At 35.2% G+C, this 14,448-nt stretch carries 19 protein-coding genes and 1 pseudogene; 16 read left to right on the top strand and 4 right to left on the bottom strand.

Features of this window, described 5'->3' with window-relative positions; translation table 11 throughout:
* The 4 genes from RHO14_02315 (at window position 1) to RHO14_02330 (ending at window position 2,698) form a co-directional block, all read left to right on the top strand.
* Window positions 1-348: a hypothetical protein gene (locus RHO14_02315; GenBank protein WVD71642.1), complete on the top strand. Its 348-nt coding sequence runs from the start codon at window positions 1-3 to the stop codon at window positions 346-348.
* 869 nt (window positions 349-1,217) lie between these two features.
* Complete coding sequence (locus RHO14_02320) at window positions 1,218-1,427, top strand: hypothetical protein (GenBank protein ID WVD71643.1); 210 nt, start codon at window positions 1,218-1,220, stop codon at window positions 1,425-1,427.
* Window positions 1,427-1,837 carry a hypothetical protein gene (locus RHO14_02325; GenBank protein WVD71644.1) on the top strand — a complete coding sequence of 137 codons (411 nt, stop codon included), beginning with the start codon at window positions 1,427-1,429 and terminating at the stop codon, window positions 1,835-1,837. Before RHO14_02320 ends, RHO14_02325 begins: the two co-directional genes overlap by 1 nt.
* 99 nt (window positions 1,838-1,936) lie before the next feature.
* The gene (locus tag RHO14_02330; protein WVD71645.1) at window positions 1,937-2,698 is read left to right on the top strand and encodes an antA/AntB antirepressor family protein; all 762 of its coding nucleotides are present in this window, start codon (window positions 1,937-1,939) and stop codon (window positions 2,696-2,698) included.
* 544 nt (window positions 2,699-3,242) lie between these two features.
* Here RHO14_02330 and RHO14_02335 read toward each other — a convergent pair.
* Window positions 3,243-3,419: a YlcI/YnfO family protein gene (locus RHO14_02335; protein ID WVD71646.1), complete on the bottom strand. Its 177-nt coding sequence runs from the start codon at window positions 3,417-3,419 to the stop codon at window positions 3,243-3,245.
* Window positions 3,420-3,555: 136 nt separating this feature from the next.
* Between RHO14_02335 and RHO14_02340 the strand changes: the two genes are divergently transcribed.
* The 6 genes from RHO14_02340 to RHO14_02365 all read left to right on the top strand — a co-directional run bounded on the left by RHO14_02340 (window position 3,556) and on the right by RHO14_02365 (window position 8,140).
* The gene (locus tag RHO14_02340; protein ID WVD71647.1) at window positions 3,556-3,750 is read left to right on the top strand and encodes a hypothetical protein; all 195 of its coding nucleotides are present in this window, start codon (window positions 3,556-3,558) and stop codon (window positions 3,748-3,750) included.
* Complete coding sequence (locus RHO14_02345; GenBank protein WVD71648.1) at window positions 3,740-3,973, top strand: hypothetical protein; 234 nt, start codon at window positions 3,740-3,742, stop codon at window positions 3,971-3,973. The genes RHO14_02340 and RHO14_02345 overlap by 11 nt, the downstream gene beginning before the upstream one ends.
* A complete protein-coding gene (locus RHO14_02350) occupies window positions 3,966-4,148 on the top strand; it encodes a hypothetical protein (protein WVD71649.1) in 183 nt (60 codons plus the stop codon). Before RHO14_02345 ends, RHO14_02350 begins: the two co-directional genes overlap by 8 nt.
* A gap of 26 nt (window positions 4,149-4,174) precedes the next feature.
* Window positions 4,175-4,540, top strand: coding sequence for a hypothetical protein (locus RHO14_02355; protein WVD71650.1), 366 nt, complete (start codon window positions 4,175-4,177; stop codon window positions 4,538-4,540).
* Window positions 4,530-6,908, top strand: a complete 2,379-nt coding sequence (locus RHO14_02360; GenBank protein WVD71651.1) for a primase-like DNA-binding domain-containing protein — start codon at window positions 4,530-4,532, stop codon at window positions 6,906-6,908. Before RHO14_02355 ends, RHO14_02360 begins: the two co-directional genes overlap by 11 nt.
* An 821-nt stretch (window positions 6,909-7,729) precedes the next feature.
* A complete protein-coding gene (locus tag RHO14_02365) occupies window positions 7,730-8,140 on the top strand; it encodes an integrase arm-type DNA-binding domain-containing protein (GenBank protein WVD71652.1) in 411 nt (136 codons plus the stop codon).
* Here the strand turns inward: RHO14_02365 and RHO14_02370 are convergent.
* Together RHO14_02370 and RHO14_02375 are read right to left on the bottom strand one after the other, a co-directional pair.
* The gene (locus tag RHO14_02370; protein ID WVD71653.1) at window positions 8,079-8,825 is read right to left on the bottom strand and encodes an IS3 family transposase; all 747 of its coding nucleotides are present in this window, start codon (window positions 8,823-8,825) and stop codon (window positions 8,079-8,081) included. The genes RHO14_02365 and RHO14_02370 overlap by 62 nt on opposite strands.
* 32 nt (window positions 8,826-8,857) lie before the next feature.
* A pseudogene (locus tag RHO14_02375) lies at window positions 8,858-9,118 on the bottom strand (transposase).
* Between the two features lie 216 nt (window positions 9,119-9,334).
* Here RHO14_02375 and RHO14_02380 point away from each other — a divergent pair.
* From RHO14_02380 to RHO14_02405, 6 genes are all read left to right on the top strand, one after another.
* A complete protein-coding gene (locus tag RHO14_02380; protein ID WVD71654.1) occupies window positions 9,335-9,637 on the top strand; it encodes a hypothetical protein in 303 nt (100 codons plus the stop codon).
* Window positions 9,630-10,166 carry a hypothetical protein gene (locus tag RHO14_02385; protein ID WVD71655.1) on the top strand — a complete coding sequence of 179 codons (537 nt, stop codon included), beginning with the start codon at window positions 9,630-9,632 and terminating at the stop codon, window positions 10,164-10,166. Before RHO14_02380 ends, RHO14_02385 begins: the two co-directional genes overlap by 8 nt.
* 18 nt (window positions 10,167-10,184) lie before the next feature.
* The gene (locus tag RHO14_02390) at window positions 10,185-10,655 is read left to right on the top strand and encodes a hypothetical protein (protein ID WVD71656.1); all 471 of its coding nucleotides are present in this window, start codon (window positions 10,185-10,187) and stop codon (window positions 10,653-10,655) included.
* Between the two features lie 242 nt (window positions 10,656-10,897).
* Window positions 10,898-12,051, top strand: a protein-coding gene (locus tag RHO14_02395; GenBank protein WVD71657.1) for an IS3 family transposase whose coding sequence is annotated in 2 segments (ribosomal slippage) — window positions 10,898-11,144 and window positions 11,144-12,051 — 1,155 coding nt in all. Because the reading frame shifts where the segments join, the coding sequence is not laid out codon by codon here.
* A gap of 151 nt (window positions 12,052-12,202) precedes the next feature.
* Window positions 12,203-12,436, top strand: coding sequence for a hypothetical protein (locus RHO14_02400; protein ID WVD71658.1), 234 nt, complete (start codon window positions 12,203-12,205; stop codon window positions 12,434-12,436).
* 30 nt (window positions 12,437-12,466) lie between these two features.
* Complete coding sequence (locus RHO14_02405; protein ID WVD71659.1) at window positions 12,467-12,775, top strand: chorismate mutase; 309 nt, start codon at window positions 12,467-12,469, stop codon at window positions 12,773-12,775.
* Window positions 12,776-12,912: 137 nt separating this feature from the next.
* On the opposite strand, the gene citF is transcribed toward RHO14_02405, so the two are convergent.
* Entirely contained in the window at window positions 12,913-14,433 is a 1,521-nt protein-coding gene (gene citF, locus RHO14_02410; GenBank protein ID WVD71660.1) for a citrate lyase subunit alpha, read from the bottom strand.
* Window positions 14,434-14,448: the final 15 nt, after the last annotated feature.

Consider the following 14,448-nt stretch of genomic DNA (forward strand, 5'->3'; position numbering starts at 1 on the left):
ATGCAAAATAATAACCAAGATTTATATAACCAAATTGGGCAAATTTTAGTAGCTTCTGGTCCAGAAGATGCTAAGAAGATCATTATGATTGCGAATCTCTGGCCCGAAGGTGATGTTTGTGAATATGAATTCAATTATATATCTATTAAGGATCAAGAATCCGAATACGAGCCTTTAGGTAGAGCAACCACGGATTTAAGAAAGGCCTTAGTGAGATTAAGACAATACACCTTAGATAATAATCTTACTAATGGTAATCCCGTTTGGACAGGTTGTATTGTGACCGTTGATATTGAAAATGCCAAAATTAATATCGAATTTAAATATGAGCCATTTATTGAAGATTAATCGTATTTACTAAATTGATAAGTGATTATCGGGCGTATTTTATAGTAATGCGCCTTTTCTTTGGTCAGTCAAAACTATGTAAAATTGCACAGTATTATTAATACAGTAATCGCCACTTATGTGGCTTTTTTTATACCTAAATTAAGATTGCTTAATACAAAAATTGTTGATTATTCTTATCAATTACTATTATATGTAGTTTTTCACGAATTTAATTGGTTAAGGAATAAGCAAATAGTTAAAAGATATGATATATAGTGCCTATTGTTTTCGAATCCTGAATTAATTCGCAAGATTTAAGGAAAAATAAACAAATTTGAGAGGTAGGAAAACAATAAAAAATTAACTAATTGATAATTAAAGAAATAAATCACACTCTAGGCTATAATCGCCTCAGAAGCACTCAAACAAATTGTTTGTTAAGTTTAATGTTTAATAAACAGTTATCAAAAAAAACCTCTTAAATCGCTCAAAATAAGCCTTAATTTTGATTGCTGAGTATATTTGTATGTTGCCAAGTGATAATAATTTGATACAATACTTATTAATTTGGTTGGCATGGTTATTTATACAGGTTAATCGAGATTGCTATCAATGAGGTTTTTAATTGGTAGGTTATGGCGGTTTATTTTGCGCGTTGGGGAACTCAAAAAATAAACCACCTAGTCAAAAGATATTAGATAGCAAAAAAAGCCGTTTGGCTTTAATGTGTAAATAATAACTTTGGTTATATTATTACGGTCTGTAATGTATTAAGTCAAGAATTACTATACAAATTAATTTGTATTAGCTTAATTATTAACCATTGTTGTTTTTGTCATTGTTATTTAATTCATTTAATTCAGCATGTTATTAAAAGGAATTTTTTAATGAATCAACAAAGCAATTTATCAGACAGTATTATCCCTCAAAAAGAGCTAATGGACTTGTTAGGCTATAAAAGCCCCGAATCATTACGCAATCTATTAAACCGCGATAAATCAGCACCAAGGCCATTCAAGCCGTCAGGGCGTAGAGTGTTTTTTATCAAGAATGAAGTAGAAAACTGGTTAGAATCAAGAAAAGCGGTAAGGGGTTAATGATGAAAAGAAACCCTTTATATCACGAAATAGTAAAGGGCTTAGATTGGAAACTAGACAGTTATAATCATAGTCAATCTGACGCTAAAAAGCTACCTAAAAAACCTCGAGCTTATCTTTTAATTGCTTGTACGGGCAACAATGGCATTACAGAAAACGAGATATTAACCGTTTGTAGGCTATCAAGTGGGCGCAACTATTGTAGTGAACTTGAGCGCAAGCTAAATATTACCTTGAAACGAGTAGACGAAAGTAATACGGACGGTATCGGCTCTCACTTTCGATATTACCTAGCCAGTAAAGAAGATACTCAAAAAGTGATTAATCTCATTTTAAGCTATCAGCCATGCTTATTATCTGATTGGGACATTACTCGAATACTCGACCAGTACCCAAAAAAAGTAGCGTAATTCATTGATTTAAAAGCAAAGCGCAAAAATGCGTTTACGGTATCCCCTTGCCTAAATTTAGGATTATGAGGGATTTATAAACAGATTGAGGGTAGTAAAATGAATAGTTTTAACAGTGTAGTACCAGTTACAGAATCAACAATTAACGGCAAATTACAACAAACGGTTAGCGCGAAACAATTACACGCTTGTTTAAATGTGGGTAATGATTTTTCTACATGGATAAAAGAACGCATTAATAAATATGGTTTTATTAAAGATGATGATTATTTAGTTTTTGATTCCTCAAAAAACAGGAATCAAAGTACAAAAAATAAACAGTCTGATAAATGGGAAACGGCAAGAGGTGGCGACCGTCGGAGTATTGATTATCACCTAACTTTAAACATGGCCAAAGAGTTGGCCATGATTGAAAATAACGAACATGGACGAGCTATTAGAAAATACTTTATTAGATGCGAAGAACATTTAAAAGAGATTGCCCCTGCTATCCAAAGGAAAGAGCTTAAGCGCTTGAAAGCACGCATTGAGGTTGCCGATTATAGCCGTCCTATGCGTGATGCTTTAACACTACAAAGAGCCATGCAAGGCAAAGAGACAAAGCCTCATATCTTTACTAATGAATTTGACATGATTAATCACATTGTATTAGGTACAACATCAAGCAAATACAAAAAAGCCAATAATCTTACTGGTAATGTGCGCGACCATCTAAGCGAATTTGAATTAAGCCATATCGCATACCTTGAGAACTCAAACATAACATTGATTAATATTGGTTATGATTATCACCAGAGAAAAGCAGAGCTAATAAAGCTATCCCATGCTTATTTAATCCGTCATATGGCACAGGTGGCGTAATGATAATAACCGCACCATTTACCACACTACAAGCCAGTAGCATAAAAGGTTTAAGCGTAGTTAATTTCGCACCTGTTACCGCACTTGATAACGGTAAGATTACGGTAATACTTAAGGGTGAGATTAGGGCTAGGATTAGCGCGCTATTTAAATTGGTACGCAGTCAAGTACGCACTGAAAACAGGCTTTTTAAATTGGTATCCAGTCAGGTATCCACGGATATAATTCTTTTATTACTGGTTACCAAAAAAGAGGTCGCCACGCTGGTTGCCACCGAAAAGGCGACTTATAACCATGCTCACCAAGAAAGGAAAATTTTCTCTTTGGCAAGCAACCAAGGTTTTATTGATATCACAACGCGCGCGCGTGAGGCTAAGGACTATCACCGAATTAGCAACAAAGTAATAAACCTTACCCGAATTAGTAAAGTATTTACCAAAATAGGAAAGGTTGATAATGAGTTTTCGGACATATTAGGGAATGAGTTTCGCACGTCCATAAAAAAGGATAATAAAATAGTTTCTTGTGTCCATAAAAAAGGGAATTATTTAGCCGATTTAGCTAACTTTTCGCGACAAGCATTCTTTACCCAAGCAGAGAAATTATTATTTTCTTTCTTTGCGAGTTGTTCAATTTGTTCAAGTAAATCATCTTCAAAGCGGATATGTTTTGTTGTGCTATTAGATCGTTCAAAAAACTTTTTTTCTTTTTTATCTTGCATTGGTAGTTACCGATATGATAGATTAAATTTAAAAGGTAGTTACCATTATATCGGCTATTACCTTAAAAAAGCAATCCCCCGAAGTGCGTCAACACTATCGAGGGATCTAACCCAACCATTAACAGAGGTAATGATTATGGCTAACCGCTATGATAGCGCACACCTACGCGTTGAACAATCAAAACTATTTACATTCTACAACGGCTTAACGTCTCAATTAGTCCGAACTATTGCAATAACCGACCAACAAGCAAGGCAAAACTTAAGTAATATAAATCTTACATTTATATCCCGTAAACCTTTAGCAATGGGGGTTAATCATGGGAAATGATAATTTTAAATTAATTGGCGATATTGAGTCCGCATTATTACAGGCTCAAAGCATGGCTAATATCGCGCTAGATAATCATAACTATAAATCTATGGGGTATGACGAGCCTTTTATTACTCACAATAATATGGGCAACTTATTGTGGGCTATCACGGATTTAATAAATAAAGCATACGATGATTTACAAAAAATCGAGATAAAAGGTGATGCTAATAATGGCTAATATTTCCATGACTGCTATCGATGTAATTAATTATAAATTATCTCAAGCTAACGTGATTATCACGCTTTTAATAGGCGATTGTGATTCTAATACACCAATTAATCGAGAATTAAGATCGGATACGTTAGGCGCACTATCTGACTTAATCGCAGAGTCTAAAACATTACTCAAATAAGAAGTAGAGTGCAAGGACGGGAAAAAATGACTAAGCAAGACATGATAGAAATATTAAGAGCACGAACCGTTAGGGCAATCCTTAATCATTGCGTGGGTAAGTTCGGCTCAACAACTTATTACAAAGACGGCAGACCGTTATTTTTAACTCGTGACGAATTGAGCCATTTTTTAATTTTTGACGTTGAGGACGTAACAAAGGAAGAACAACACGAACAAGCGGAACTCATTATTATTAATTTTTACTCTGACATGTTAGATTATGAATCAACGGCCGAAACAGTAAAACTTAGGGCTGTGAGTTTATCGCTAATGGGTATCGAATTTATCGAAGGTTATTTTAATGAATTTATCAAGGCATTAATCAAAAGTGAGGTTGATAATGGTATTTAACGACATTATGAGCCAGTCAATCGGTAAGTGGGATACTATCTATCAAGCCATTAATCTTGACGTTTTCCCGAAAGATAAGCATAAACCTTGCCCCTTGTGTGGTGGCAAGGATAGATTTAGATACGATGACAAGAACGGCAAAGGCGATTTTATTTGTAACCAGTGTGGTGCAGGTGACGGAATTAATTTAATTGAGCGTGTTTATCGCTGTACCGCTAAAGAGGCGATTACTAAAGTTGCTGAGTGTCTAAATTTAAATGTTAATTACCCTAAAACTACCGAGAAAACGGCAGTTAATAACATGTGTGACAATCCCATATCTAAAAAGGTTGAGTATCTATTATCACAATCTAAGTTAGGGCAATCGGAATATCTGACCAAGAAAGGATTAACCTTTGATTTACCGTTGTTAGACGGAGGCAAGATTATTGCTCCACTGATTAACATACAAGGCGAGTATACAGGCGCGCAGTTTATCGAGGCAAACGGCAATAAGCAGTTAATGAAAGGGACGAATAAGAAAGGCTCATTTATTGCGATATATGAGAAATTGCTCACATCAGCCGAGGACATAACTCCGCATCTGAAAAGCACTGCCGATATTGTTATTTGCGAGGGATTAGCTACTGGTTTAACACTACATCAATTTAATCAAGATAAGTTAATCATTATCGCGTTAGATGCTGGCAATTTGATTCATGCTGCTAAGGTAATTCGCGAAGTTAATAAAGCCGCTAAAATTATCATCGGCGCGGATAATGATATCGGTAATAATGTTAATACTGGATTAGAGAAAGCAATCAAAGCCCTTGAATGTGTGGGCGGTTATTATTCAATACCTGATACGGATTATAAGTGTGATTGGAATGATTACGCGACACGGTACGGCATAGATGAAACACGCAAGGCATTTAGTCAAGTGATGCGAGAAATCGCCATACAGTCGCAACCAGAACAAATAAAATCCGTACTTCAAACCTTAACAAAAGCTAACATTAAAAAAGATTTATCTAATATGAATCTCTCTCAAATGGCATCAAGTCAGCGAGCCGAGTTACTAAATGAGTATTATGATAATAATCTTGCGATTAACATGATGACCGATGAAATCTATTATTATCAAAATAATGCATGGCAACCAATTAGCGATAAAGTATTAATGCGAACCTTAGCCGATTTATTCACAAAGTCAGGCGAGCCATTTAATCCTATGCGGATTAGTTCAGCGGTTGAATCATTAAGATTGTCATTGCCTATAATGGGAACATCAAAGAAAGATTTAATCTGCTTTAAAAATGGCGTGTATGAGCTTAAAACGCAAACATTTAGACAGCATAATAAACATGATTGGCTTATGGTAAGCAATGATATTCATTATTACCCTGCCAATGAAAAGGAATCACTAGAAACTCATGCGCCTAACTTTACTAAATGGCTAAAACGCGCATCAGGTAATCAAGAGAAAGCCAAGAGCATACTCGCAGCGCTTTATATGATATTAGCTAACCGTCACGACTGGCAATTATTTTTAGAGGTCACAGGCGCAGGCGGTAGCGGTAAAAGTGTTTTTGCTGAAATCGCGACCCAGTTATCAGGTAAGAATAATACTGTTATTGGTACGATGGAATCACTAGAAAAGGCAAGAGACAGAGCGTTAGTTGTTGGTCATTCCCTTATCATACTACCCGACCAACCGCGCTATGTTGGCAGTGGCGCCGGATTAAAGGCGATTACGGGCGGTGACGAGGTGGCTATCGACCCCAAACATAAGCAACCCTATTCTTGTAAAATTCCTGCGGTGATACTGGTTATTAATAACGAAGCGATGCGATTTAGTGAGCGTAACGGTGGTATATCAAGGCGTAGAGTGATTTTTCACTTTGGTGAGGTGATCCCAGAGCAAGAGCGCGATTTAAACCTCGTTAGCAAAATAGAGCAAGAGTTACCCTCGATAGTAAGATTATTATTAAATGAGTTTAAGAACCCTTTTGATGCCAAAGAACGATTACATAATCAACAACAATCAGAGGAAGCAACCGCAATCAAACGCGAATCAGACCACCTAGTCGATTTTTGTAGCTACCTTACTACGCTTGATTATCCTAATGGTATGTTTATTGGTAATTTGGGCATTATTCCATTTAGTCCAAAAAAATATTTATACCATGCTTACATTGAGTATATGCGAAATACAGGACTTAATAATCCGTTGTCATTAACACAGTTCGGTACGTCATTGAATTACGCTATCAATGAAAATAAAAAAGCATACATTAAAAAACGAACAAATACAGGCGTAAAAACTAATTTAGAAATAAATTTAGAGATAAGCCGAGACTGGCTACCCAGAGCAGAAGAGCCGAATTAGTGACTTAAATTGAGTTATAAAAAACAGACTATTTACCGCCTAACATGGCGGTTTTTTATTTAGTGAATACCTAGCGTGTACACATGTGAATAGTAAATATCAAAGTGTTAACTGCTTTAATCCTTATGGAATAAGACTTTATTCGGGTAGTGAACACCGTGAACACTTTTTTATAAAACTTTATTTTAATGGGGGGTATGATAAAAAAAACTCCCAAGCAAGAATCGCGCAAAGTTTTAAATATTGATTGAAATTATTTTTCACTGGATAGCATGGGGGCGGTTCAAATCTCTAGCCGATTATATTTATCGTACCGTCGGCATATCTCTTTTTACATCACCGCAGGTTAGAAAACTTTTTTTTGATAATTAGGTCATTGCTAATGATTGATATAAAAGGCTTTCATCTATTCAAATAAGGTAATAATCAGTCCCCCATATAAATAATTAAATGCCACTAAAGGTGGTAATTAAAACTATAAAAATATGTAGACATTCTACAGCTAATAAATATACTCCTTATCAGAGTGACTTTTCATAATGGGGGTACAAATAGGGGTATGTTTAGCAACATTTAAGATTGAGATTAATTGTTTGCAATAGTTTAATGGGGTAATATCAAGTCCCGCTCACGCACCAATTCAATATTCAATAATAATCATTAATCCCCATTAACACTCATCAAGCCCAATAAAATCAACGTATCACAATAAAATAGCACCCATTAAGGCGCAGTAATGCCCATTTACAACCAAACTTTTTAGGACTATATTTAGGACTATTATTTTTATAATGTTCTTTTCATAGTCCCAAGTAGAGAAAATGGCAAAGAAAATCACACCATTAACAGATACACAAATAAGAAGTAGCAAGCCAGATAGTAAAGACTACCCTTTATATGACGGTGGCGGATTGTTGTTATTAATAAAAATTACTAATTCTAAAATATGGCAATTTAGATACTATAAACCGATCACTAACAAAAGGACTACGCTATCCTTTGGTAATTACCCCGAAATATCATTACAACAAGCGCGAAAGTTACGTGATGAGGCAAGAGAGTTAATAAAGCAAGGCATAGATCCCCAAGAACATAAAAAAGAGTTAGAGCAACAAAAGCAAATAGCCTTAAATAATTCTTTTTATTCTATCGCACAGCGTTGGATCGCGTTCAAAACAGAACGAGGGCTTTATTCGCATCCTCCCGAGTTTTGTAATCACAACCATGAATAATGTGCGTTTTTAATGTATGAAAAAAACTTTCAGCTACCGCATTATCCCAACAATTGCCTGCTCGACTCATACTTTGACTAAGTCCATACTGTAACAATAATCGCTTAAAATCAGCACTGCAATATTGGCTTCCTCGGTCGCTGTGAAGTAATACACCCTTTGGAAACTGACGACGGAATAAGGCATTTTTGAGTGTGTTACAGACTAAGTGCCTATCAATCCGCGAGCTCGTTTGTCGTCCAATCACTTTTCGCCCGAATAAATCAATAATCACACAAAGGTATAGCCAGCCTTCACCGGTTTTGATATACGTGATATCGGTCCCCCAAACACGATTCGGTTTATCAGGATTAAACTGTCTATCTAATGTATTTGGCGCTACATCATGAGATAGGCTTGGCGCTGCTAGATAGTTAAATTTACGGGCGACTTTACTTCGTAAGCCTAATTTTTGTAATACTCGACTTACTGTTCTTTCTGAGACATCATAGCCCTCATCTCGGATATCGTGTACTAAGCTTGGTGCACCCAAACGCGCTTTATGCCGCCAATAGAGTGCCTTGACGTTATCAATCAGCGGCTGTGATTTCGGTGTGCGTTTTAACCAAGCGTAATAACCGGGCACGCTGACGTTTAATAGGCAACAGGTTAAACGTACCGGATACGACGATAAATACAGTTTCATATACTTGTACTTCACCGACTTGGATGGTTGATGAAGTACACATGCGCCTTTTTTAGGATTTCATTCGCCATTTTCAGTTCTTTATTTTCTTTTTCTAGAGCGATAATTTTTTGCTGCTCAGCCGTTAACTCGCGTTTACTGGTTTTACCTGGATTGATTTGCCTTACCCATCTATCAAGGGTTGATTGACCAATGCCAAGGTGATTTGCAATATCGGCTAGCGAAAGATGAGCATTCGATAAGGCATAATCAACTGATTGTTGTTTGAACTCAGTACTGAATTTTTTGACCATGATATGTTCTCCTATGATTTTTATTTATATCATAGAGGTGACATTTGTCTATTTTTTTGGCGAGGATCAGTTAGTACGAGATAAAAAGATTTAATTATCATCTGTTTTATGTATAATTATGTATACCTCAATGTTTAATTAATCTGCTTTGATAATTACAATTTTTTTAAAGCATTCTTATAATTTAGATAGTGACACTACGGGTAATGTCATAGTATGATAGAAAAACAAATAGAATATCTAAAAAAAAGAAAGGCAAATATTTCTTGTAATGGAAAAACTGGCATATTATTCTTTTTGGAAAGTATTGGATTTTCTATAACAAATGGAAAATCGGAGCAACATAAAATATTCTCATTTAAAGAATTAAGTATGGTAACTAATGGCGAATTTAAAACATTCTCCATTGATTGTGGGCACTATCCAAATAGACCAATGAAAAAAAATTACATTATCAATATAATTCGATTGTTAGAGAAGTATGAAGTATATTTACTGGAGTTAAATAGAGATGAATAACTTTAATCCTGAACTGTATACCATATCAATACGGTTAGAGTTGATTGATGGCGATCGTTTATATGTAGCGAGAATATCGGAGTTACCGGATGTTATTGAATATTCAGATTCATTTGAGCATGTGAGAGAGCTTGCATTAGATACGATTTTAACATCAAAAGAAATTTTTGATGACATGGGATTAGATTTTCCTAATCCACAATCGTTTAATGAGGACATAAATGTTAGTGGTAGATTGACTGTTAGATTACCTAAGGCAGTTCATAAGGATGTCATACTACTTTCTAATTATGAGGAAACTAGTGTTAATTCACTGATTTTATCTATGATTTCAGAATGTATTGGTAATAAAAGAAATAAATTGTCTACAATGATAGATAAATTAGAAGTAATGCAAAAAGAAATAAATGAGCCATGCATTAATGTCGAGCTAAAAGGTGAGGCCATGATAAAAACAGTGATTCAGATGGCTGGCGCAATAAGCAATCCGAATAATACTACTGATGTGAAAGTCAAGTTTGTTGGTTAAGTACAGAGGAGTTAAAAAATGAAACAAACGATATCTTCTGTGTTGGATTTTATTAATACAAGGATTACATCTCAAAATTTTAAAGTTGATACCGATGTATTCAAAAAAAGTGCTCAAGGTACAGATAGTGTATTACAAAGAACAACTATGAAGATCGAAGCTAGAATGGGGTTTAAGATAAATCATAATTATAAAGAATTAATCAAAAAGGAAAATGGAGACTTCATAGTAAAAATATCATTAGACTATAAAGCAAGAAATGGTAATGAAGAGAAACATTTTTTGACCTTAAAAAATACACAAGAGTTTGCATTTAGAGTTAATGACCACAAAAATCTATATTTATGTGCCGAGAGAGATATTCTTAATTATGTTATTTCTATTGTTTATTTGAGTATTAAAGATAGCTTAGAAAGGATTTTTAGTGGTGTTGGATTTCCAGAATTAGGTAAACTACCATCTGATTATAAAAAAGTTTTTATAGTATAAAATCAGCCTATTTATTATTTTCAATAAGTCCTCTTTGGGCTTTTTTATTACCCAAATTTCACTTCATGTATAAATAAACAGTGCTATAATGTATTTAACTGTATATTAAAGTATTATTTGCGTCTAGGCTGATCCCCGAACATTCGCAACCCTAGCGAACTGGCGCAAATATCTGATCCTCGCCAAAAAAATAGACAAATGTCACCTCTATGATATAAATAAAAATCATAGGAGAACATATCATGGTCAAAAAATTCAGTACTGAGTTCAAACAACAATCAGTTGATTATGCCTTATCGAATGCTCATCTTTCGCTAGCCGATATTGCAAATCACCTTGGCATTGGTCAATCAACCCTTGATAGATGGGTAAGGCAAATCAATCCAGGTAAAACCAGTAAACGCGAGTTAACGGCTGAGCAGCAAAAAATTATCGCTCTAGAAAAAGAAAATAAAGAACTGAAAATGGCGAATGAAATCCTAAAAAAGGCGCATGTGTACTTCATCAACCATCCAAGTCGGTGAAGTACAAGTATATGAAACTGTATTTATCGTCGTATCCGGTACGTTTAACCTGTTGCCTATTAAACGTCAGCGTGCCCGGTTATTACGCTTGGTTAAAACGCACACCGAAATCACAGCCGCTGATTGATAACGTCAAGGCACTCTATTGGCGGCATAAAGCGCGTTTGGGTGCACCAAGCTTAGTACACGATATCCGAGATGAGGGCTATGATGTCTCAGAAAGAACAGTAAGTCGAGTATTACAAAAATTAGGCTTACGAAGTAAAGTCGCCCGTAAATTTAACTATCTAGCAGCGCCAAGCCTATCTCATGATGTAGCGCCAAATACATTAGATAGACAGTTTAATCCTGATAAACCGAATCGTGTTTGGGGGACCGATATCACGTATATCAAAACCGGTGAAGGCTGGCTATACCTTTGTGTGATTATTGATTTATTCGGGCGAAAAGTGATTGGACGACAAACGAGCTCGCGGATTGATAGGCACTTAGTCTGTAACACACTCAAAAATGCCTTATTCCGTCGTCAGTTTCCAAAGGGTGTATTACTTCACAGCGACCGAGGAAGCCAATATTGCAGTGCTGATTTTAAGCGATTATTGTTACAGTATGGACTTAGTCAAAGTATGAGTCGAGCAGGCAATTGTTGGGATAATGCGGTAGCTGAAAGTTTTTTTCATACATTAAAAACGCACATTATTCATGGTTGTGATTACAAAACTCGGGAGGATGCGAATAAAGCCCTATTTGAATATATTGAAATCTATTATAATCGTGTTCGTCGTCATTCAACTAATGGTTGGATATCGCCTCAGCAATATGAAAATCAGTATTATCTAAATAACACATTTATAGAGGCGAGCACTGTCTAATATTTTGGCGAGGATCAGTATTTCGTGTATTTTAATTAGTTGCAATTTTATATCTTAAATAAACGTCTATATTATCTCTTTCTGCTCTTGTATTAATATTTTTTATCTACTCTATCGCTTAAATTAAAACTCAACAATATAGGTTTAATATATGGCATTTTCTAAATTAGAATATAATCAGTTAATCGATTTAAAATTCGTTGGCTCTAAAATTGTAGAGCGTTTGGAGCAGATGGGATTAGATTCTTTTGATAAACTTAAACAATCGTCGCTAGATGAAATATTAGTTAAAGGGGCACAATTATCTGGCTCTAGTTGTTGGAAAAATAGCCATCAAGCGAAAACGGCAATTTTAAATATTTTGAGTTTAGTAAATTCTAAATAGCTATATTATCAAGTGAAGGATAATCATATTATGAAATATAATCCGATAAAGTCTCCAGAACAATGTCAAAATATGCATGATATCCGTATGGAAATAGATAATATTGATTACACCATTATTCATTTATTATCGACTCGCTTTGAATATGTAAAATCGGCTAGCAAATTTAAAACAAACACCGCTGATGTTGAAGCAAAAGCTCGTTTTGATAGCATGCTAGAACAACGTAAGGAATGGGCTGGTAAATTAGGTTTAGATGGAGAGGTAATTAAAGATTTATATTCTAACCTAGTTAACTATTTTATTAGTGAAGAGCTAAAACACTTTAATCATAAATAGATTTGTACCATTCTTTTTAGCTCTTTTCTAACTAAGTTCTAATAACATATAGGCAAATGATTTAAGATGCTCAAGTCTCCATTATTTAACTTTTAATCTTACCCAATTATTAGGCAAATAAAGAGACTTGTGATTAATTATTTTTGCACTTGCTTAACGATATCAATAACTGATCCGTCACGATAACGAACCACACCAACAATACGATCTGTGAATTTGATTGGTTTAGGTTCACCAGTTAGTGACACTGCGCGCTCATAAAGTTTCTCAATACTAGTAACTGGAAGCTTAGCCGCGGTCAGACGTTCAATTAATTCAGGACGTTTTGGATTAACGGCAATACCATGGTCGGTAATTAATACATCAATATTTTGTCCAGGAGTTACTATTGTTGTAACATTACGCACAACGGTTGGAATTCGGCTACGAATAAGTGGCGCAACAATAATTTTTAAATTTGCTCCAGCTGCTGAATCACAATGTCCACCTGATGCCCCGCGCATGACGCCATCTGAACCAGTTAAAACATTGACATTAAAATCCAAGTCTATTTCTAATGCACTTAAAATTGTCACATCTAATTGATCGACGCAGGCTGCTTTAGAGGCTGGATTAGCATAAACATTGGTTGAGATTTCGATATGATTAGGATTTTTGCCTAAAGAGATACCCGCTGCATTATCAAAACTTTGCGTATCAATAATTTTGTCAATCAAACCTTGTTCATGTAAAGCTACAATTCCTTCGGTTATTCCACCTAATGCAAAACTTGCCGTGATCCCCTTGCGTAACATTTTTTCACCCAGATACCGAGTACAGGCTGTTGCAGAAGCTCCTGAACCCGTCTGTATTGAGAATCCTTGTTCAAAGTAACCTGAGTTCTCTATGACATCAGCTGCATAACGTGCGATCATTAATTCGCGAGGATTTTTAGTAATACGAGCAGCTCCGACACTAATTTTACTTGGATCGCCGACTTGATCGACTTTTACAATATAATCCACTTGGTCTTGACGAATACTCGCTGGTGTATTTGGAAAAGCAGTAATACTTTCTGTAAGTAAAATGACTTTTCTTGCATATTGTGCATCGACCATTGCATAGCCAAGTGAACCACAACGTGATTTACCCGATATACCATTAGCATTTCCAAACTCATCTGAAGTCGATACACCAAGAAAAGCGACATCGATGTTTATTTCACCTTTTTGGATAAGATTTACTCGTCCACCATGAGAATGTATTTGGATTGGTTTTTTCATTAAACCATGTGAAATAGCATCAGCTAGTTCACCGCGCATACCCGAGGTATAAATTGTTGTTATGACCCCATTTTTGATATGTTCAATCAGTGGTGTATTGCAGCTTAATAATGAACTCGATGCAAGAGTAAGATCTTTAATTCCCATACCCGCAATGATATCGATAACCTTATTAATTGTTTTATCACCTTCACGAAAAGCATGATGAAATGAAATTGTCATACCATCTTTTAATCCACTTGCTTTAATAGCTTCTTCAATAGAATTTATAAGTTTTCGAGTATGTTTTTCATTGGTATCAGCTAAGTAGGGCGTGGTTGCAAACGGAGTTGAAAATAGTTTTAGGTTTTCAAGCTCAGGGCATTGTTTGACTAATGTAGCTATTGTATTTTTCATTGTTATATTCCTTTA

Source organism: Orbaceae bacterium lpD04 (assembly GCA_036251935.1).
Lineage (GTDB): Bacteria > Pseudomonadota > Gammaproteobacteria > Enterobacterales > Orbaceae > Orbus > Orbus wheelerorum.